Source organism: uncultured Nostoc sp. (genome assembly GCF_964247315.1).
In the GTDB taxonomy this organism is placed as follows: Bacteria; Cyanobacteriota; Cyanobacteriia; order Cyanobacteriales; family Nostocaceae; genus Nostoc.
This window is the reverse complement of the sequence record NZ_CAXTTT010000131.1, coordinates 1-20080: the sequence shown is the minus strand read 5'-3', so window position 1 is coordinate 20080 and position 20080 is coordinate 1. Positions and strand designations below refer to the sequence as shown.

Here is a 20080-nt window from a genome sequence, read left to right as displayed (position 1 = left end):
TCTCACATCAAGTTATGTAAATTGATTTTTTACTGCTTGTGAGAAATCCGGGTTTAGCAGCCAGTCTAAAACTAAGAAATCCTGCCCTTGCCATTCGAGACTGATGCTGCGAGGAGTCAGCAACCAAGTTAAATTACCAGGCCGTTCCGCAGGTATTGGATATAGTTTTTCTAGTTGCTTGAGCGTCATCCACAGTCCTGCTATGCCAGCACGATGTATCCAAGTTATGCTTGGGTCGCCCAGATTTAACTGGATTTTGGGGTTGACAACGCTGGCTACTATGGACATCTTATTTGTTTCTGGGAAATACTCTCAAACTTTTATTGGGTAGTAGTCAAAACCAGCTTTAACTTGCGTTTCCCTTTATCTTCACAGCCACAAAAACGCCACAGCCCATCTTGCGCTTTCCCCCAATGCCATATCTCAGCAATGTTAGCAAATCTTCTTTGCTAAGATTAATGATTTCTAACCCAAAACCCACAACTGTAAAGCGCTTGATTTTAATACTTCTACGTTTTGGGCTACCATCAGTATTTTTGGTAATAAAGGCTTTTCCCTGAATACCCAGTTGTTCTAACTGACGCTGTGCTGCTGCTAAAAATGACTCCGGTTCTTGATAACCCTGGATAATCACTATACGCGATCGCAGTCTCTCAGAAGCCTCAAGCAAATAAATTTCAGGAATCCCCAAGCGAATTGTATGCTTGCCAATTTTCAGGGACTTACCTGCTAACGGATAGATTAGACTTATTTTGTCCACAGGGGGGCGAATGTAAAGCCTGGAATTATCAGTCAGATAAATCTGACCATCCTTGCTGGGAATACCTGCAATAGTGTGAATACCCAATCTATCCATGTCGTGAACTTGGGATTGAAAATGAGCGATCGCAATAACCATTCTTTATTTAGAAGCCACAATGTCTTCAAAAGCAGATTCCAATGTAGCTGACTCTAAAGTGACTTCTTAAACTGCTTGATCCATATCCCAAACCTGTTTTGCTAAATAAGTGAGCATTTTCTGACGCTCTTCAATAGCTTGAGAATTCCAAATTGTAAATTCCTTAAGGTCTTGAACTGCTCGATTAAGAGCTGTATTAGTTCCAAGTACAGGCTTCTCTGTTATTGACCTAGTTAACAAGAAAACAGACTGCGGATAAGCAGCTTTTTTTTCAGAAAAAGTGCCCCTACCAATAGAGGCGTTTATGGTCTTTTCTAATAAAGTCAGATTACCTAGCCTAGATATATATTTTGTTATTTCATTTGGCTTATCAAAATCATTAACAATAGCTTGCTCAGGTTTTTGAGGTAAAATGTGTTCTATTTCTATTTTATTCTGAATAAATGTATTTAAATTTATCCAATTTTATTCACTACCAAATGCTTTTTCATTAATATACTGACTAAATTTTGCCAACATATACTTTAATCGATATTTTGGCAAATCTTTTTCTTGTAGACTAAGGAATATTTCTTCAAACTTTTGTCTAATATCTTGCTTAATGGGTAAAATATACTGATTTACAAACTGATGTAAGGTATCAGCATCTTTGACTTTGCGGATTTCACTAGACCATTCAATAAAAGTGCGTTCTAGTTCATTCAGTTTTTTCCCAGTAATAATAAGAGCAAAAAGTGTATTTTCGAGTTGGCGGCATAATTCTATAAATAATTCTTTTGGTAACTCAAGACCTGTTAATAATAGACTCATATGTTGTCTAGAATTAGGAGTTAAATGTTTAATGTTAGCTAAATAACGATTATTTGTACCGTCTGGATTTTTTCCTTTAATAAAAGAAGCATATGCGTTAGCAGATTTACGTAGCTTTTCTACAAATTCAATTGGTTTTTCTGTATATTGACATACTGAGTTATTATTCAAAAACCATTCATAAACTTTTTCTTCTTGTACATCATCACGCTTAACATCAAAATTTGAAAAAATAAAGTAACGCAGAAAACTAAAAGGTTTTTCATTAGCTGATTGTATTGCATCATTTAGTTCTTTCCATTGAGTATTAATATTTTCAAAATTCTCTATATTCGCTTGTTTAAACATAAGGTTTTTTAATAAATCCATAGGATTTAAACCAACACCCCTATCATTAAGAGTTTCAAAAACTCGTAATGCATGATTAACATCTGCTGTTTCAACACGTACAAGTTTGACTTTCTTCGTAAAATGTAAGTAAAATCTCCTTAATTCACTTTCATCTTGCCCAAATTCATTGGAAATAAAGTTGTAAATTATTCCATAAGCATTGACCAGATTCTGGGCAGATTTAGTATTATCAACTATCTGCTCTAAATCAAAATTATCATCTGCAAACTTATCTAAAACTTTGCTACTATCTTCATACTGAAGTGCTACTTTGTACAAAGGTACATCAAACCCGTTAGAATCTGTATCTATTCCGCATATCCGAGTTCTTATGCTATCAACAGCAGCATGATTTTCTAACTTTATAAGATAGTTTTTAACAACACAAGAGAAAATGTGAGCAGTAGTAATTCGTTGTTGTCCATCAATTACTTCATAAAGATTGTTAGTGCCATCAGAACTAGGGCAAACAACAATGCTACCAATAAAATAATCATCTGATTTATGACGAAATTCAAGGGGAGGAAATTCTTTATGTACATCATACAAAAGTTGTTCTACTTGCTTTTCTTCCCAAACATACTCTCTTTGATAAGGTGGTATACTGTAGAAATCATCAAATAATTTGTCAATAGTTAAATCTAAGGATTTAATTGTTTGTTGATTCATAAATTACCTACTATTGTAAACTGTTATAAACTCTGGTGCGTCCATATGACCCTGTAGCTTATCGGCAGATGCCCAAATGGGTTGCTCAAAATCTAAAGTCGCCCTATTGCCGTTTTTTATGTTCTGTTTTTTCTGACCACTTACCACTAAGTGTTACTCCTCTAATAACCATAAATTTGTTTTTAGCATCGCTTTAGTATAAAAATCGATTTATTCAAGGTTTAAGCCCAACTAAAAACCCAACATCAATCATTTGAGATTGTATAGACATATAGCCCCTTGTGCCAGACATGACCTCAAAAAAAATTGCTGGATGTGCTAAAATTTAACTATCCAGCAATAATATCATGTAAATTCCAGTACAATTATTGTTTTAGTAGTATAAATTATTCTACCGTAACGCTTTTAGCAAGGTTACGAGGCTGATCGACATCCAAACCGCGACGGGCGGCAATATGATAAGCCAATAATTGCAAAGGAACTACTGTCAGAATCGGAGAAAGTAATTCTTCCACATGAGAGACGGGAAGAAGATCGTTAAAAATTTCCGCAGCTTCGCCATCGTTGACGGGAGTCACGCCAATTAACCGAGAATCTCTGGCTTTGGCTTCTTGGGCATTAGAAATCACCTTTTCATACACACTACCAGGGATTGCGATCGCAACTACTGGTACTTTCGCATCTAAAAGTGCAATCGGGCCATGCTTCATCTCTCCAGCTGGATACCCTTCGGCGTGAATGTAGCTGATTTCTTTTAATTTCAACGCCCCTTCCAAAGCAATGGGGAAGTTAATTCCCCTTCCTACAAAAATGAAATCTTTAGTTTCGGCAAATTCGTGGGCTAATTGTTCGGTTAAACGTTCCTGACTTTCTAAAGTAGCCTCAATTTCTTTGGGAATCTGCCGCAACCCATTAATAATTTGATCTAATATATCTTTTGAAACAGTCTGACGACGAGCTGCTAAATCCAATGCCAAAGCATAAAACGCCATCAGTTGAGCGGTAAAAGTTTTCGTCGCTGCTACCCCAATTTCAATTCCCGCTAGGGTGCTGATAATATGCGGCACTAAATGACCGAGGCTGCTTTCAGGGCGATTGGTAATACCTAGTAGTCGTGCTTGATATTTAAGGTCTTTCCCCTGACGACGTTCTTTTTCCATCGCCAAAGCTGCTAGGGTATCAGCGGTTTCGCCTGATTGGGTAACGCCAATAATCAAGGTGTTAGCCGTCACGGGTGATGGTGCATAGCGATACTCAGAAGCGTAATCTACCTGAGTTGAAATTCCTGCTAGTTGTTCGAGTAAATATTTTCCGATTAATGCTGCGTGCCAACTTGTACCACAGGCGAGGATCTGAATTTGTTCTAAATCGTTGTATAAATCTCCAGGTAAACCAAGATTGATTGGCGATTCGGTAGATTCGGTTGGATTAAAGTATGCGTCTAAACTAGCTCTTACTACTCCTGGTTGCTCATGGATTTCTTTGAGCATGAAGTGTTTGAATCCCTGCTTTTCTACCATTGCAGGATTGAAGTTGAGCAGTCGGGGTTGTTTTTTCAGCCTATCGCCAGCAAAATTGTAAATCTCAACGCCCAAAGGTGTGAGGCGGGCAATTTCGCCATTTTCTAGAGGTAGCACCGCACGGGTATAGGCAACGATCGCAGGTGTGTCAGAGGCACAAAATAACTCCCCTTGCCCAAAACCAATTACTAAAGGTGCTTGTTGGCGGACAACAATCAATTCATCGGGGTAGTCAGCAGAAATAACTGCGATCGCAAACGCCCCTTTTAGGTGATTAACTGCTTGGCGAATTGCATCTAGGAAGGGAGATGAGGAAGATGAAGGAGGAAAATTCTTTAAAAATTCGGCTATTAAATGAGGAATAACTTCGGTATCGGTTTCAGAACGAAATTCGTGTCCTTTTGCTTTGAGTTCCTCGCGTAACTCGCGGTAGTTTTCGATAATGCCATTTTGCACCACAGCCACTCGCTTTGCTGTATCCAAATGGGGATGGGCGTTGTACTCTTCTGGTTTACCATGAGTTGCCCAGCGTGTATGACCAATACCAATTGGGGCAGGAGTTTCTATTTGTTCCAGTTTAGAACGCAAGTTATGGAGTTTACCCTTTGCCCGCACACAATTTACCTCTCCTTCCCAAACAGTGGCGATTCCAGCCGAATCATAGCCCCTGTATTCTAGTTTCTCCAGTCCAGCCAGTAAAATGTCTGTCGCCGCTTGAGTGCCTATATATCCAACAATTCCGCACATTGTTCACACCACTTATTTTTAGGATGATTTAATCCAGTATAGTCGGTAGCATAAAGTGGACATTTTGCAAAGAAAAAAGGGAGTAATTTACTCCCTCTACCACTAGGTATTGTTATGGATTTTAGGGTTTTGACAGCGGATTCCCCGTCAGCTTTTGACCTGACGGTACAAATACGGCTTCTAAGATTTAGATACCTAAAGATTGTATCCCCTCAAAAAATGCTTGCTAAAGGTGCTTGCTATTGAAACATTTAAAAGTCTTGAATGCCGAGTTCCGAGTGCTGAGTGAAGAATCAAGAAATTGTGTTTCTGATTTACTTCTTTTGTCTCAGCATTCAGTACTCAGCACTCAGCTTTTTAGTAAGCTAGACCCATACTGCGAGTTGTTTCAGCGCCCAGGTAAACCCGGATGCTCAAAAAGTCAGTGGGACAAGCGGTTTCGCAACGCTTACAGCCCACGCAGTCTTCTGTACGAGGTGAAGAGGCAATTTGAGCAGCTTTACAGCCATCCCAAGGAACCATCTCAAGTACATCAGTAGGGCAAGCGCGGACGCATTGGGTGCAGCCAATGCAGGTATCGTAGATTTTTACAGAATGAGACATTGAATAAACGGCTCCTTTCGAGTGTTCTTCTCTGCGAAAGAATCATAATCAACGCATAGTCTACCGCAGTGGTTGATAGGCCGTAATCAAAAGGCTACATAACTTCAAACAATGTAATAAGCACCGTTAAAATTTGTTTTTACGAGATTGTCTTTATTGACTGATAATCAGGAACATCATCACAGCGTATTTACCACCGTGATATACCATAACGAGGTTAAATAGTAAAGCTGTATGAAACAAAATTAAAAGGAAATAGGGACATCTCCATAATTTTAACTATGGGAATTTTGGTTAATAATCTGATTTTGCGATCGCCACATCCCCGTGTAAACAAAAACAGTTCGGCAACCTAGATTACGCAAAAACTTGTTTTTCTTACTGAATAAAACTGCTTTTGCGATGTAAATGATTAATTTAGAGACTGCGGTCGCTCACCAATCACTCGTATATTTAACTTTTTAGGTCTGGCAATTTCATAATGTTTACTCACACATATCAGAGTATTTCAGAAATTGCAAACTCATCATTTATCGCAGCAATTTTTGTTTCAATCTTTTGCTCAATAGCCGTCACTTGCAGTTGTTCCTCTAAATTATTAGCATTGGCTAATTTATCTTTTGCATACTCATTTTCTCGGATTTGTCGAGCAATACTTTCTAACAACCAAAGTTGTTCTTCCACAGACAAGGCAAGGATAGAGCGCTCAATTTCTAGTAAATTTGGTGAGATCATTTTACTTTTGATTCCTAGTAAGGTGGATTTTTAAAAGATATTATATTCAGTCTATCTGGTTAACCTAGAGCATCGTCAATTCCCGCTTATTTTCTCCATACTTATCATTTCACAAATCATAAGAGATTGCTATAAATAACTAAAAAGCTATTTTATAACTTTTTAATTAAGTATTACTGCTGAAGTAAAATGTGCGCTAAACTGACTACATGAATTACGAAACAGCTAGGAAACTCCTCATAGATCAGACAATCACAACCGAAGAAAACCCAGATGCGCTGTTAACGCGTATGAAACAGGGCAAACCGCCGATACCTGGTCACATTACTTCGATTTTGTTGGCATTGAAAGTGGTGTTTGAAGCCCTCAAAGATGCAAAGAGCCTAGACCGAGAACTGGCTTTGGCCCTTTATCAGTTAAGCATTAAGGCGCAACAGCTATTTGGCGCAGGGCGTAAAGCCGGGGTTGATTGGCCGCCACTATTCAAAGAAGATTTACTACGAATTTCCTTAGCAGCTGAAAGTATTTTTTCGGGTATATGGCAAACCTTAGCTCAGTTGGAGTTGGGGAAGAGATGAAGGATATAAGGGGAAAAGGAGCAGGGGAGCAAGGGAACAAGGAAAATAATTCTTCACTTCTAACTCAGCACTCAGCACTTAGATGCTCATTAACGAATTTGCAGTTCATTTTCTAACTTGTCTAGGTCAGTTTTGAGCAAAACGGTCATTTGACCGGTAAAAGCTTTGCCATTCTTGGGTTGAGCAACTTCCACCCAATATACATAGCGATCGCCTACTCGTAATTCTCCCTTTAAGGCTTCCCGAATTGGAGTTTTAGCCAGACGCGCTGAGTTAACTACCTCCTGGTTGGGATATTCATACACGACTTGAGCGCGATCGTAATCTTGATAAATCTCTAAGCCATAAATCACCCGCAAGGATTCTTGGAGACGCGCAAATGTCATGCCGTTAATAGCATCATACATAGTAATGCGCTCAGTCCGAATTGTGCCCCGATCTTTGGAAAACTCCACCCTACCAGGAGGCAATACCGACGCTTGAAAAGTGAATCGTTGGGCAGCCGTATCAGTCTTTTGTACAAATAATCGCTCTCCGCTCCTGGGGCGGAGTGTCGGATGTGCTTTAATCCAAGTGCCTACCTCTTCTGTACTTTGCCCTGGTAAAGCATTGGCTTGGGAATCAAAAAGCGTTCCGACGCACAGCCCGGTTGCTAGAGAAAAAGGTAAAATTAAACAGTTAAGTAGAGATTTTTTGAGCATTTTGCTGTTCAGGATTTTTATAGAAATTTCCCATTCGGGAGTAACCATAGTCTTCCCGTTTTTCAGCAAAATTACTTCAATGGATTGTAGCGATCGCGTATCGAAGCTTTTATGGATCGCTCAATTAGAGGATTTAGCTGAGGCGTTGTGGAATTTCAACGAGTAAATAAACCACCCCTTCGGGTTCGGCAGTTTCTCATGGGGGGAACCCCCAAGACCGAACTGCCTCACCATTCCAAATCAATAAAACGCTTACGCTGTATTTATTTTGACTTTTAACTTTTGACTTTTGACTTCCGCCTTGCGGCACTAGGCACTTCTCAAAGCCACAATGGGGTCGAGTTTAGCAGCGCGACGTGCAGGAACAACACCAAAGAATAAACCAATACCTCCAGAGACACCAACTGCCATAGTAATCGCTACAGGAGAAAGACTCGCTTCTAAAGGAGTCAAGGCTCCCACTAATAGGATGCCACTGATGCCAATCGCAGTCCCGACTAAGCCGCCAGCTGCAGAAACTATCACTGCCTCAATGATGAACTGTAGCAAAATATCTTGCTCAGTTGCCCCGATCGCTTTTCGCAATCCGATTTCTTGGGTGCGTTCGGTGACAGAGACTAGCATAATATTCATGATGCCAATGCCGCCGACAAACAAGGATATACCTGCGATCGCAGCTAGCATAATTGTCAATGCACCTGTGATTTGACCGACAGTTTGCAAAGCATCTTTCTGGGTGCGAAGAGTAAAGTCATCTTCACCATTAATTTTGTGCCGTAGACGCAGCAAATTAGTAATTTGAAATTCGGCTGCATCCACGCTATCGGAATCACGAGCGGCAGCAACGAGGTAATCTAAGGCAATACCATAAGGAGAATTCTTGCCCACAAGTCGGTTTGCAGATGTGGTGATTGGTATTAAGGCAGCATTATCATAATCTGCTCCCACGCTGGAACCTTTGGTTGTTAACGTCCCAATCACTTGAAAGCTGGTATTTCCAATTCGCAATTGCTGACCTATAGCGTTACTATTACCAAATAGTTTTTCTGTCAAGTCTCCACCTAGCACTACAACTTGGTTACTTCGCTTGATGTCTACCTCAGAAAAAAACCTACCTTTAGCAGTTTCAAAATCCCGCACTGGTAGGAAGGAGGGAGTTGTGCCAATGATGTTGACATCGGTGTTTCTGTTGCGGTAAGTAATCACCTGTCTGGTGTTTAATTCGGGAGCAACCCCTACTACAGTTGGTACTTGAGAGGCGATCGCATCCGCATCTTGCAACACTAAAGTTTTTGGCACTTCAAAGGAGATGCGCTGAGTTTCTCGATTACCTGGCAGTACAAACAGCACATTTGGCCCTAATGACTCCAGTTGTTTATTCACGTACTTTTGCCCACCTTCGCCAATCCCAATCATCGCAATCACCGAAGCGTTGCCAATAACTATACCCAACATCGTCAGGGCGCTACGCAGTTTATTTGACAGCAGGGTTTTCCCCGCCATATTCATGCTTTCGAGGAAATTCATATCTTATAAAACTTACGCATTACGAATTATTTTTTTCTTTGGTCTTTTCAATTTTGTAGTCTTTGGGTGGGTTAACAAAAATGCGATCGCCTTGTTTAACTCCCTCTAAAATCTGAGTTTGGTCTTGAATTTGTGCCCCAACTGTAACTTCGCGGAACTGGGGTTTATTCTTGGCATCGGGTACGAGTACGCCAGTTTTACCCTTTTCGGTGACAATTGACACCGTTGGTAACACCAAGGCATTATTAACGCGATCGCCTAAAAAAGTCAGATCCACATTTAAGCCAGAACGCAGTTTATCTATGCCAGTATCGAGAGCAACCCGCACCTGAAAGGATGTCACACCTTGTTCTATCACTGCTTCGGGAGCAATCAGGCGCACATGACCTTTAAAAACTCGATCGGGATAGGCATCGGCGACAATTTCCACCTGCTGTCCCGGTTTCATTCTGCCAAGATCGGCTTCGGGAACTTGAGCTAATATTTCTAAACCGCGTGCTACAGCGACAATTGAACTAGAAGTTGCCGACGCACTAGTAGAAGCAGAAGTTGTGGGTGTGACAAACGCACCTGGTTCGGCATACTTTTGGGTAACAATTCCTGACAGAGGAGCGCGAATAATAGTATCTTCTAATTGCACTTGTACACCCTTTAACTGAGCCTCAGCAGATGCAACCGCCGCTTGACGCTGGGCAATTTCCTCAGAACGGGTTCCATCTTCTAACAGTACCAATGCTGCCCGTGCTTCGTTAACAGCCGCTTGGCGTTGGTCGATTTCCTCACTGCGAGTGCCACTTTGGACTAACGACAATCGTTTTTTTATTTCTTCTAAACTGGCTCTAGCACTTTTGTCATCGCTGATGGCCTGATCGAGTAATTGTTTATTCTCTGCTCCCTGTTCATATAGGTATTGATAACGCTTTACCTGTCCGCTGGTGTAATTCGCTTTTGCTTGAGCCGCATCCACTTGGGATTGAGACTGAGCAATCTCTTGGGGACGATTACCAGCCTTAGCTGCGGCTAATTGGGCTTGAGCTTGTGCTAATCGCGCCTTAGCTTGAGCGATTTCTTCAGGACGACTACCAGCAAGGGCTTCGGCTAGTTGTGCTTGACTTTGGGCTAAGTTAGCACGGTACTGGCTCCTTTGAGCTTCAATACTGGCGCTATCCATGCGGGCGAGAATTTGCCCTTGTTGAATGCGATCGCCTTGTTCCACGTATAATTGCGACAGCACTCCGGGGTTCTTCGGACTAATATTTACGCTCTGAACTGGTACGACTTTGCCACTAGCTGTAATCCGCAAAGTAACGTTTTGCGCTGCCACAGGCACAGTTAATTGAGCAATATCTTCTTTATTTGCCCCTTGATTTACTAAAGTATAAGTTGTCACAGTACCCACAACCAAGGCACTCCCCGCCATCAGCCCAATCAGCCAGCGCAATGGATGCTTAACTTTGCCAATAACTGGAATTTCTATGTGCGTAGCCATATTATAGAAGCCTGTAAATCTTGCTGTATAAGAATATTTTTTAGTTAGAAAAGAAGTGGAAAGTACGGAGTTGTTAAAGCTTTAGGATTAAATTTTTATGAGTCAATTAACAACTAGACGCATAATAAGCTTCACAGTTGCTTAATCTTCCTTCATACTAGGCATTCGTATTTCTGTATGTCTTCACCTAAAAGGGTGACTTTAGCCACAGCATATTAGTGCAATCCTGAACTATTCGTGAGAAACAAGATCCCCGACTTTTTTGAGAAGCTGGGAATCTATGGCTGGCAATTCTCACAAATCAGATAGGATTGCTATAGTGCGATCGGGCATTAATTGCTCTGTATCCTTTTCTTTTTCCCTACTCCCCATTTCCTATCCCAAAGCAGTTTGTAATTATTGCTGAAATTGCGTTAATAACCAAGCACCAACTTGACTTTGATTTATTTGATGAGTTCGCCGTAATGCATCGTTTAATAAAGAAATTGCTAATCCTGGTAATACCTGAGATTCTATAATCCGCCTACTACCTTGGTTTTCAATAGCAAAAGCCATAACTTGGACATTCTGGACATTTAAAATCCAGTATTCTTTCACTCCTAAATCTTCGTATAAAAGTCGTTTTTCACCTTGATCGTCAGCAAGTGAGGTATTAGCCACTTCGATATACTTCAGTAGGTAAACTGGGCTACGAACAGCGCAGCCCTTGTTTACCACTCTGTAGCTTATGAAAGCGCTGGTACTGCTTCTAACTTCTCAGCTTTGTTCTTCAATACGGTTGGTAGTTCGCTATTGAACGCCTCACCTTCAACCACTTGCGATCGGAAACCATCGGGCCCAACTGGAACATCGCCCGTGATGGTGGTGCGATAGAGGACGCGCTCGACTTCCAGATGATCCAAGTCTTGAGGGGCTAAATGGGAGGTAGCGTTAAATTATTATACTACAAATGGATAAATTTACCGTAGTATCTGTTCACAGTATTTTAGACTGCTGGAACAACGGTCGATTTAGTCCAAGCAAGGGCAAGTTAAAATTCGCAACACAGATTAAGAAGCTTTTTACCTCCGGTAAGAAGCAAGCTACCTAATTAAATGTGTATAGAGCAAGCACTAAACTTTTGCTGCAAGTGCCTTTTTTGGAACTTACAACGACAGGCGTATTCATAATACTTTTATATAAACTTTATAAAATCTTTTTATTTATAACACCAGTATTTTATTGATTGATTAATTTATACTATAGGATGATAAAGAAACAATTATATTTACTATAAGTATAGTTTTGCCCAAAGCTGCAAAATAAATACTGGTTAAAAATAAAACAATACCTTGGATTTATTTTTTTGTAAATTATATAAATAAATCTTAATTTTAGTTTACTATCCTATTTCAAAATACTAATTTTATTTTTTCCTTAGCACCAGGCTAATAACAAATTATGAGTTGCCTTTTTACTAACGTTGATTAAGGCTTTGAGGAAATTAAAAACTATATGAAAAAGCAAATATTACAGAAATGGACTATTTCTATATATTGGTTACGCTTTTTAATTATTATCCTATTAGTAATAGGCATATTTTTTCGCTTCGTCAATATTGACAAAAAAATTTATTGGGGTGATGAAGTTTTTTCATCATTACGCATATCTGGCTATACGCAGTCAGAAGTGAAAACGCAATTAGGTAATGGTCGTTTGATTGGTATAGAATATTTACGTAAATACCAGTATCCTAATCCTGAAAAAAATGTAATTGATACAATTAAAGGAGTTATTGTAGAAGACTCGCAGATTTTGCCACTATACATCTTGATTACCCAGTTTTGGGTAGAGTGCTTTGGCAATTCTATAGCAGCGACCAGAAGTTTTTCGGCATTTATTAGTCTGCTTACCTTTCCTTGTCTTTATTGGCTATGTCAGGAATTATTTGAGTCTTCACTAGTAGGGTGGATAGCCATCGGGTTAGTAGCTATTTCACCTATTCATATTGTGTATGCACAAGAAGCGCGATCGTATAGTTTAGGGATAGTAGCCATATTAATATCGAGCGCAGCACTGCTGCGAGCCATGCGCCTTCAAACAAATGTTAGTTGGTGCATTTATGTAGCAACATTATCAATAGGGTTTTATACTCATCTATTTTTTACCTTGGTTGCTTTTGCACAGGGAATTTATGTAGTTGTAATCGAAGGTTTCCGATTGAGTAAAATCTCGATTTCCTACGTGCTATCATTGTTTGCAGGGTTTATAACTTTTGTACCTTGGATTTGGATTATTATTACCAATCCTCAGCCAGAAGCAGTGACTTGGGCGAATACTAAACAAACATTATTGATGTCAGCTACAAGGTGGGCTGGTATCTTTAGCCGTGCGTTTCTTGATTTAGGTATTAGTCCTAACGAACCGGGAAAACTTAAGTTTGTCTTATTTCCTTTTATTTTAATTATTTTAGCTTTAATCAGCTACTCAATTTATTTTGTATGTCGAAAAACCTCTAAAAAAGTTTGGTTATTTGTCTTAGCCTTGATTGGATCTGTAGGGCTTCCTTTACTGATAACAGATTTCGTCTTTCAAAAGCGGTTTGCTACTAGTCGATATACACTTCCTTCAGTTTTAGGTATACAGTTAGCTGTTGCTTACCTATTTACCACTAAGATCGCGTCTATTTATACTAAAGCTTGGCAAAAAAAGTTTTGGTCACTTGTAGCGTTTATGGTAATTATGGGCGGAGTTGTATCTTGTATGGTTCACTCTCAAGCGCAGATTTGGTGGAACCAAGTGCCTGATAAATACCAAGAATATCCTAAAATTGCTAATATTATTAATCAAGGGAAGAAACCGCTTTTAATTAGTGATGAGGATAACCTTTTTCCACCGCTACAAGTACTTAGTAAATTAATCGATCAAAAAGTGCAATTTCAAATTGTAGGAAAAAATCAGTTACCAGAGATTACTAATGGCTTTACTGACATATTTTTGTTCTTGTTCGAGCCGTCTGACTTTTTAAAAGCTGGAGTTGAAAAAGTTTATAACTCAAATTTACAGCAGGTAGACGACTTTCTCTGGAAAATAACAAAACCTAATTAAACTAAGGATACGGGCACATTTAGCGGTTATGAGACTGCAAGGTGGAAAATAAAAGCAGATAGTTGGCATTTGAATATTGCTTGTAGGTTAAAAATCAATATGCTTGGGTTAAGGGTTATTGGTGTAGATAATTGGTCTTTCAAGACGCGATAAATTATAAAAACGCGATAAATCGCGTCTCTACATTAGGGTTTTGGACTTATCTGAACTGTATTGGGTTAAAAATTAATATCAATTAGCTTTATAAGTGGCACAGTTAGAGCAAAAATATACTTTAATTAAAAAAATAATTTAAGTATATACTTGTACTGCTGCCGCTTATGTCATCGCCCCTTGAGCGCCCGCTAAAAATTGAAATCAGACTATCATCTTCCCATCCTCAGTTATTAGAAGGACTGGATATATGGTTGCGTTTAGGTCTAATATCTGATGCCCAAGTCAGGCAGTTATGTCAAGAGTTTCTGATATGTGCAGTGGTGTTGCAACCGCAGGTTGAAGCTCAAACAAAGGTAGTATTTGTAACTTCCGACTCCGTGCAGCAGTTGCCCATAGCAGCTTTACAAGCTAGTAGCGGTAAACAACCACAACAAAAACCAGCTAAACCCAACTTCATTAGCACAATGTTGCAGTCCTTGGGGGCAGAACTGAGTGTCCGTTGGCTACTTTTTCTAGGGGTTTTCTTGGTAGTGGTATCCTCTGGGGTACTGGCTGCTAGTCAATGGGTGAGGTTTCCCGCTTCTGGACAATACGGGGTTTTATTTGCTTATACTTTGAGTTTTTGGGGATTAAGCTTTTGGGCGACTAGGCAAAATAACCTCAGATTGACGGCTCAGACATTGCTGATTGCCACTTTTTTGTTAGTACCAGTGAATTTTTGGGCAATGGATAGCTTTCGGTTGTGGCAAAATCCTGTGGATTGGATTGTAGTTGCGATCGCCTGTCCTACCCTCACTGCTATAACTGTTTTACTCTCCAAAAATCGGACTATTTTTGCCAATTTACATACTGGCAAATTACCTCTGGTAAATATTCTGGGGCTGAGTTATCTGCATTGGGGTTGGCAATTAAGAGGATTTCCCTTAATTGCTGTTTATCTGGCAACGATCGCCACAACTATCATTACCGTTTATCACAATCTTTTCCAACAGTCTCATACTGGCAGTGACGATCGCCGTAGCTTAAGTATTAGTTTACCTGCTGCTGTAATTATTTATTCTTTAATAGTATTGTTGGTGCGGGCAATTTTTGTTACCAAGGTAGATGTCACACTGTTGGGGTTAGCTATTGGCATTTGCGAGGGGACAGGGGGCAGGGGGAATAGAGGAAGTAACATTAATATCCTCCTCATCCCCTTCATCACTCTTACTCTGGGAAAGACTTGGTGGCGTTTTACTCTTTTTGGGTTGGGTGGTATCGGTAGTCAATTATCCTTGGCAAGCAATAGCTGTCAGTGGTTTGGGTTTGTGGTTTGTGGGGAGTCGCTTATGGCGGTACAGTTTAAAGCGAGACTTTGCAGGGGTTTTCGTCATCGGTTTAGAGACGATTTTGCTAGGTTGGCGATTAGTACCTGATAACTTACAGAAATTAGCGATCGCAACTAGTACTCAACTCACCAATTCTCAAAATGAACCTTGGGCGCTACTGGGTATAGCTTTATTTCCTTACGTGATTTTGATGGTGACGCTTACAGATAGTTTGTATCGCAGCCAAAAGCGAGAATTAGCTAAATTTGGCGAACTGCTCACTCTGTTATTTGGAGCTTTTTTAACAACGCTTGCTATAGTAAATCCCACATTGCGATCGCTAAATCTGCTATTTTCTACCGCGACTTTGGCATTTGTTACTCAACGCCGCTCCCCCTCATCTCTTCCCCTGATATACCTAACTCACATCATGGGGGTGCTGACGTTTTGCTTTACCATTAATTGGTTATTCCCCAGCCTGACTCAACAAGCCTGGGCAAGTATTTTATTGGCTCTGATGGTTGCAGAATGGCGATTTAGTTTGGAGGAAGGACTATGGCAACGTAGTGCATGGGACATCGGTTTAGGATTAGCCGCAGCGAGTTTTTTCCTCTTGTGGATGAATGCAGAATCATCTTGGTATGGCATCGCTGATAGCCGATCTGATTGGGGAGTTTTATGGCTAGTTACGCCTTTAGCTCTGACGGGTGTTGCCAATGCCACAATTATAGAGCGGCAGATTACTAGCCGTTACTTGAGTGTCTTGGCTGTGATAATTGCCCAGCTAGTGACTTTACAACTACCAGGAATCAGATTAATCGGTTTGGCTGTAGGTGCTGGATTGATGTTTGCAAATACGCGCTATTTGCGAAACCAAGTATCTGCGTTAATTACAGAAGGATTTGTTTTAAGTTTCATTGGGGTGCTGCTGTGGACGGGTGTGCCTGGTTTACCTCGCCTAGCGGTAGCAGGTTGGTTTGTTGCTGGAGCGATCGCCACTCTAAGTTTATGGTTAGCGCGGACTGTTTTAAGCCGACGCGGCAACGAATTAACAGTTATCTATGCAGCCGCTAGCGATAAATGGGCGATCGCATTGTGTGGTTTTGAATTGTTTAGTTTGACGCTGCACTCAGTGCTGATTTACCAAAGGTTTACTACTTCGGGATTTTTGTTCTTAATTGCCACTACAATAACCCTGGCAGCCATTGTTTATCGCAGTTGGCGAGAACCGACAAATTGGGCATTTTATGGGATTGGTTGGTGTTTGGAATTGTTGATTGCTCAGTTGCTAGGTTTGGGGGAACGCTCAATTATTAGAATTGCAATCGCAAACATCGCTTTGGGTTTAATTACTCAACTTATCGGCGAGTGGTGGCGACGACGACATCAATTAGAAAGGTTTCCTAGCAGCCTGCACATTTTGCCATTAATTTATAGTGCATTCAGTGTATTGCTGCGTTTGAACACCTTCACCGAATGGACAGGGTTGTATTCCTTGGGTGCAGCTTTAATTGTTATTGGCGTGGGGCGACGGCGCGAAAACTTCAAACCCTTGTTGTATTTAGGAATTATTGGCGTATCGATTTCTGCTTATGAACTTTTGTTTTATCAAATGTCACAAGCTTCAGGAGGAGCATTAGGTGATGGATTAATTGCCATGTCTGCCCTTGGCACTAGTATCATGTATGCTTACCGCATTCTGTCGCCTTGGCTTGTCAACTACTTACGCCTAACTCCCCAAGAATTGAAAAAAATTGCCCATATTCACTGGGTTTGGAGTAGCTGTTTATTAATGGCTGCTATTCCTCTTCCCATTGGAGTTAATCGTTTGGTGGGATTGGGAACTGGAGTATTTTTGATTCGCTATGCTATCTTTCAGGGACGAAATTCACGCACTTCCCCTAGTTTCTTCGGAGGAATTACAATCGCCGAGATGTGGGTTTACCTTGGCTTATTAGAGGTAGCCGGCATGAGGATTTATTGGCGGGAGACAGCAGTAGGGCGATTTTGGGCTGGGCCATTAGTTCCTTGGAATGGTGCGATCGCTTGTGTGGTAGCCTACTTTGTGTACATCTTACCTTGGGAAAATTGGGGTTGGTCTAAAAGACCTTGGCAGCAAGCTGCATACATCATACCTTTGATAATTTTATGGGAAACCAGACTGCAAACTTACCCCATAACTTTGATAATCGCAGCTGGATTTTATATCTTTCTTGCAAAAGTGGGTGAAAACATCCGTTTCACCTATATTAGTGTGACGTTGATTGATTGGGCACTTTACCGTTGGTTTGATTCTTTACGCTTGACTGATGCTTTGTGGTACGTTACACCAATTGGGTTATCACTGCTTTATATTGCTCAAGTAGATACCCAACTGAAGCTACCAGAGTACAAAACATCTCGTCATCTTCTGAGAGTGCTAGGTAGTGGTTTAATTTGTGGGTGGGCAATTTTATTTCATCAAAATACAGCCTGGATACCTGGAATTTTCAGCCTCATCGCCATTTTTGCCGGATTAGCTTTGCGAGTGCGGGCTTTTCTCTACATTGGTACAGCCACTTTTTTAATCACTACAATCTATCAATCGGTAATTTTTAGCTTGCAATATTCCTTTTTAAAATGGGTTGTTGGCTTGCTAGTTGGCATCCTTTTGATTTATATCGCCGCCAACTTTGAAACCCGTCGCGCTCAAATAACTTCCTTAATTCGTAGCGCTATTGATGAATTTCAATCATGGGAATAGGGGTAGGTATTAAGCTAAGAGTTGAACTAATTAGACAGGCGATCGCACTATCTGACTACTTATATCAATTTTGTATGAAGATGCACTAAAGCATATTAAAAACGAACTCCCAAAGGCGCAAAGGACACAAATAAAGAAAATTTGGCGCTGCTTCATAAAGAAATGGTATTAGGTATTAATTCTTTGCTTTTGCTAAAGTCTTCTACAGACTGAAAATTAGCTCCGCAACTTCCTAACAAAACAGTAATCGGAATAACGACACTGATTAAAAATTTTCTTTTGAACATTTTTACTTACCCCCTTGCACTACTGGGAAAATCGCTGTTGTTTCCTTCTCCACTCTCCAAATAGTCAATTTCAGAATTCTTTGATTGCGTTAGAGGTTTTTTGTAAACTCAATGCCTTCAATGAAACAAACGCGATTCACGTATTCTCAGCAAAGCTGAAATGCGCTTGGCAAGTATTAAATCTATTAGTCCTACTCTAGATGTAGGAGATAGTTTAACAGTTAAAGATTATACTGATAAAATTGAAAATCTCCGTCAATTTCTAGAAACCTACAATACCACTCTCTCTACTATTGATGTTTTATTAACTCAAATCACCGAAAATGAACGGGATTTAGCAGACTATTCTGAAAAAATTTTGCTTGGTGTTGCTCATAAGTTTGGTAAAAACAGCTACGAGTATCAGATGGCTGGGGGTACTCGTAAAAGCGCTCGCAAGCGTGCTGTGCGCCAAGGTGTTGTTTTGACTACCAGTTAAGGGCAAAACTTTTATCAATACGGTTTACATAACAGTTAAAAAGATAAACAGGAGGAAAATTAGGAAGATAGGGAATACAAAGATTTTACCCACTCCCATTCCTGTGTCAAACCCTCTTTTAAAAAGACTTGCGGCTGATATCCGAGAATTTTCTGTGCTTTAGATACATCAGCAGCCGTGTGGCGGGCGTCTCCCATCGCTTTTTCTATGTAATTTCTTTTGATTGGCTTCCCAACAATTTCTTCAATCGCATCTAAGACTTCTGCTAAAACCACCCTGCTACCACCACCGATATTAAAAATTTCTCCCACTGCTTGGGGTGCGGTAGCAGCGGCTAAATTAGCGGCGACAATATCACTAACAAACGTAAACTCTCGCGTTTGCTGGCCATCGCCGTAAATAGGAATCGCCTCATCGTGCAAAATGGATTGAAAAAACTTATGAAATGCCATATCTGGGCGCTGTTTGGGGCCATAGACTGTGAAATAGCGCAATGTAACACAGGGCACACCAAAGTTTTTGTAATACAGTTCACACAAAAACTCTGCTGCTAGCTTTGTAATACCGTAAGGAGAAACCGGTTGAGGACAAATTCTCTCGTGGGTAGGTAATGTTTCTGCATCACCATATACACTAGATGAAGAGGCAAACACCAATCTTTTCAAGTTTTTAGCATCCTTAGCTGCTTCTAGCAAAACTTGTGTAGCGTTAACATTTCGTTCTGTATAACCTCGAAAAGCTTTACCCCAACTTGCTCTAACACCTGCTTGTGCCGCTTGATGGTAAACTATATCAACATCTTTTAGGAGTTTTTGCCAATCTAAAAACTGCATATCTTCTTCAATTAATGTAAAACCAGATAAACGATATAAGTGTGCAACATTGGTTCGCTTTAACATAGGATCGTAATAATTATTGAATTCATCAATCCCGATCACTTCGTTTCCTTGTTGTAGCAATGTTTCTGCAAGATGAGAACCAATAAACCCTGCGACTCCAGTAACGATAATTTTAGCCATGTTGCCGATTTTTTTTTGATTAACCGTTATATTTACAAGTTAATAATTATAATCAAAAATTGCTAATTAATTGAGAATTTTTTCAGAGATAGTTTTATTTAGATCATCAGCATAAAAGATAATTAAACTAATACACTTGGTCTGAAAATACGTTATTAACTGAATTTAATAATTGCTAACAATAAAAATAAAAATTTTACTAATTAGTGAAATTTAATTTTTAGAATAAATGCAGTTGGAATTTAATGGCTAAAATATTTCAGCAGATGGAATAATTAAAGTGATGGATAAATAAAACAACCCCACCCTGCCTTTGACTTACGTCAAAGTCTCCCC

The 20080-nt window shown here is 40.0% G+C and carries 16 protein-coding genes and 1 pseudogene; 4 read left to right on the top strand and 13 right to left on the bottom strand.

What is annotated here, in order from left to right; translation table 11 throughout:
- Positions 1-12: 12 nt before the first annotated feature.
- The 7 genes from cas8a1 to ACFE93_RS28865 all read right to left on the bottom strand — a co-directional run bounded on the left by cas8a1 (position 13) and on the right by ACFE93_RS28865 (position 6372).
- The gene (cas8a1, locus tag ACFE93_RS28895; protein WP_375478615.1) at positions 13-288 is read right to left on the bottom strand and encodes a type I-MYXAN CRISPR-associated Cas8a1/Cmx1; all 276 of its coding nucleotides are present in this window, start codon (positions 286-288) and stop codon (positions 13-15) included.
- A gap of 58 nt (positions 289-346) precedes the next feature.
- Positions 347-898 carry a type I-MYXAN CRISPR-associated protein Cas6/Cmx6 gene (gene cas6 / locus ACFE93_RS28890; RefSeq protein ID WP_375478613.1) on the bottom strand — a complete coding sequence of 184 codons (552 nt, stop codon included), beginning with the start codon at positions 896-898 and terminating at the stop codon, positions 347-349.
- Positions 899-964: 66 nt separating this feature from the next.
- On the bottom strand, positions 965-1327 hold the full coding sequence (locus ACFE93_RS28885) for an HNH endonuclease family protein (RefSeq protein ID WP_375478620.1): 363 nt from the start codon (positions 1325-1327) through the stop codon (positions 965-967).
- A gap of 36 nt (positions 1328-1363) precedes the next feature.
- On the bottom strand, positions 1364-2767 hold the full coding sequence (locus tag ACFE93_RS28880) for a DUF262 domain-containing protein (protein WP_375478611.1): 1404 nt from the start codon (positions 2765-2767) through the stop codon (positions 1364-1366).
- Positions 2768-3153: 386 nt separating this feature from the next.
- Positions 3154-5034: a glutamine--fructose-6-phosphate transaminase (isomerizing) gene (gene glmS / locus ACFE93_RS28875; protein WP_375478609.1), complete on the bottom strand. Its 1881-nt coding sequence runs from the start codon at positions 5032-5034 to the stop codon at positions 3154-3156.
- A 357-nt stretch (positions 5035-5391) separates the two neighbouring features.
- Entirely contained in the window at positions 5392-5637 is a 246-nt protein-coding gene (gene psaC / locus ACFE93_RS28870; protein WP_015175986.1) for a photosystem I iron-sulfur center protein PsaC, read from the bottom strand.
- 498 nt (positions 5638-6135) lie between these two features.
- Complete coding sequence (locus ACFE93_RS28865; protein ID WP_375478607.1) at positions 6136-6372, bottom strand: hypothetical protein; 237 nt, start codon at positions 6370-6372, stop codon at positions 6136-6138.
- 209 nt (positions 6373-6581) lie between these two features.
- Between ACFE93_RS28865 and ACFE93_RS28860 the strand changes: the two genes are divergently transcribed.
- On the top strand, positions 6582-6950 hold the full coding sequence (locus ACFE93_RS28860; protein ID WP_375478605.1) for a Dethiobiotin synthetase: 369 nt from the start codon (positions 6582-6584) through the stop codon (positions 6948-6950).
- An 89-nt stretch (positions 6951-7039) separates the two neighbouring features.
- On the opposite strand, the gene ACFE93_RS28855 is transcribed toward ACFE93_RS28860, so the two are convergent.
- From ACFE93_RS28855 to ACFE93_RS28835, 5 genes are all read right to left on the bottom strand, one after another.
- Positions 7040-7651 (bottom strand): hypothetical protein, encoded by a 612-nt coding sequence (locus tag ACFE93_RS28855; protein WP_375478618.1) that lies wholly within the window; start codon positions 7649-7651, stop codon positions 7040-7042.
- 309 nt (positions 7652-7960) lie between these two features.
- A complete protein-coding gene (locus ACFE93_RS28850; protein ID WP_375478603.1) occupies positions 7961-9178 on the bottom strand; it encodes an ABC transporter permease in 1218 nt (405 codons plus the stop codon).
- Between the two features lie 19 nt (positions 9179-9197).
- Positions 9198-10667, bottom strand: coding sequence for an efflux RND transporter periplasmic adaptor subunit (locus ACFE93_RS28845; RefSeq protein ID WP_375478601.1), 1470 nt, complete (start codon positions 10665-10667; stop codon positions 9198-9200).
- A 396-nt stretch (positions 10668-11063) separates the two neighbouring features.
- A complete protein-coding gene (locus ACFE93_RS28840) occupies positions 11064-11327 on the bottom strand; it encodes a Uma2 family endonuclease (RefSeq protein WP_375478599.1) in 264 nt (87 codons plus the stop codon).
- 65 nt (positions 11328-11392) lie between these two features.
- A complete protein-coding gene (locus tag ACFE93_RS28835) occupies positions 11393-11569 on the bottom strand; it encodes a hypothetical protein (RefSeq protein WP_375478597.1) in 177 nt (58 codons plus the stop codon).
- A 592-nt stretch (positions 11570-12161) separates the two neighbouring features.
- Here ACFE93_RS28835 and ACFE93_RS28830 point away from each other — a divergent pair.
- The 3 genes and pseudogenes from ACFE93_RS28830 to ACFE93_RS28820 all read left to right on the top strand — a co-directional run bounded on the left by ACFE93_RS28830 (position 12162) and on the right by ACFE93_RS28820 (position 18725).
- Positions 12162-13754: a glycosyltransferase family 39 protein gene (locus tag ACFE93_RS28830; RefSeq protein ID WP_375478595.1), complete on the top strand. Its 1593-nt coding sequence runs from the start codon at positions 12162-12164 to the stop codon at positions 13752-13754.
- Positions 13755-14074: 320 nt separating this feature from the next.
- Positions 14075-17960: pseudogene (locus ACFE93_RS28825) on the top strand (DUF2157 domain-containing protein).
- Positions 17961-18407: 447 nt separating this feature from the next.
- Positions 18408-18725: a hypothetical protein gene (locus ACFE93_RS28820; protein ID WP_375478593.1), complete on the top strand. Its 318-nt coding sequence runs from the start codon at positions 18408-18410 to the stop codon at positions 18723-18725.
- Positions 18726-18784: 59 nt separating this feature from the next.
- On the opposite strand, the gene ACFE93_RS28815 is transcribed toward ACFE93_RS28820, so the two are convergent.
- A complete protein-coding gene (locus tag ACFE93_RS28815; RefSeq protein WP_375478591.1) occupies positions 18785-19744 on the bottom strand; it encodes an NAD-dependent epimerase/dehydratase family protein in 960 nt (319 codons plus the stop codon).
- Between the last annotated feature and the right edge of the window lie 336 nt (positions 19745-20080).

What these genes read in the sequence shown, in the direction of transcription:
- cas8a1 (WP_375478615.1), bottom strand. Translation starts at nt 288, where the DNA reads ATGTCCATAGTAGCCAGCGTTGTCAACCCCAAAATCCAGTTAAATCTG.
- cas6 (WP_375478613.1), bottom strand. Translation starts at nt 898, where the DNA reads ATGGTTATTGCGATCGCTCATTTTCAATCCCAAGTTCACGACATGGAT.
- ACFE93_RS28880 (WP_375478611.1), bottom strand. Translation starts at nt 2,767, where the DNA reads ATGAATCAACAAACAATTAAATCCTTAGATTTAACTATTGACAAATTA.
- glmS (WP_375478609.1), bottom strand. Translation starts at nt 5,034, where the DNA reads ATGTGCGGAATTGTTGGATATATAGGCACTCAAGCGGCGACAGACATT.
- psaC (WP_015175986.1), bottom strand. Translation starts at nt 5,637, where the DNA reads ATGTCTCATTCTGTAAAAATCTACGATACCTGCATTGGCTGCACCCAA.
- ACFE93_RS28865 (WP_375478607.1), bottom strand. Translation starts at nt 6,372, where the DNA reads ATGATCTCACCAAATTTACTAGAAATTGAGCGCTCTATCCTTGCCTTG.
- ACFE93_RS28860 (WP_375478605.1), top strand. Translation starts at nt 6,582, where the DNA reads ATGAATTACGAAACAGCTAGGAAACTCCTCATAGATCAGACAATCACA.
- ACFE93_RS28855 (WP_375478618.1), bottom strand. Translation starts at nt 7,651, where the DNA reads ATGCTCAAAAAATCTCTACTTAACTGTTTAATTTTACCTTTTTCTCTA.
- ACFE93_RS28850 (WP_375478603.1), bottom strand. Translation starts at nt 9,178, where the DNA reads ATGAATTTCCTCGAAAGCATGAATATGGCGGGGAAAACCCTGCTGTCA.
- ACFE93_RS28845 (WP_375478601.1), bottom strand. Translation starts at nt 10,667, where the DNA reads ATGGCTACGCACATAGAAATTCCAGTTATTGGCAAAGTTAAGCATCCA.
- ACFE93_RS28830 (WP_375478595.1), top strand. Translation starts at nt 12,162, where the DNA reads ATGAAAAAGCAAATATTACAGAAATGGACTATTTCTATATATTGGTTA.
- ACFE93_RS28820 (WP_375478593.1), top strand. Translation starts at nt 18,408, where the DNA reads ATGCGCTTGGCAAGTATTAAATCTATTAGTCCTACTCTAGATGTAGGA.
- ACFE93_RS28815 (WP_375478591.1), bottom strand. Translation starts at nt 19,744, where the DNA reads ATGGCTAAAATTATCGTTACTGGAGTCGCAGGGTTTATTGGTTCTCAT.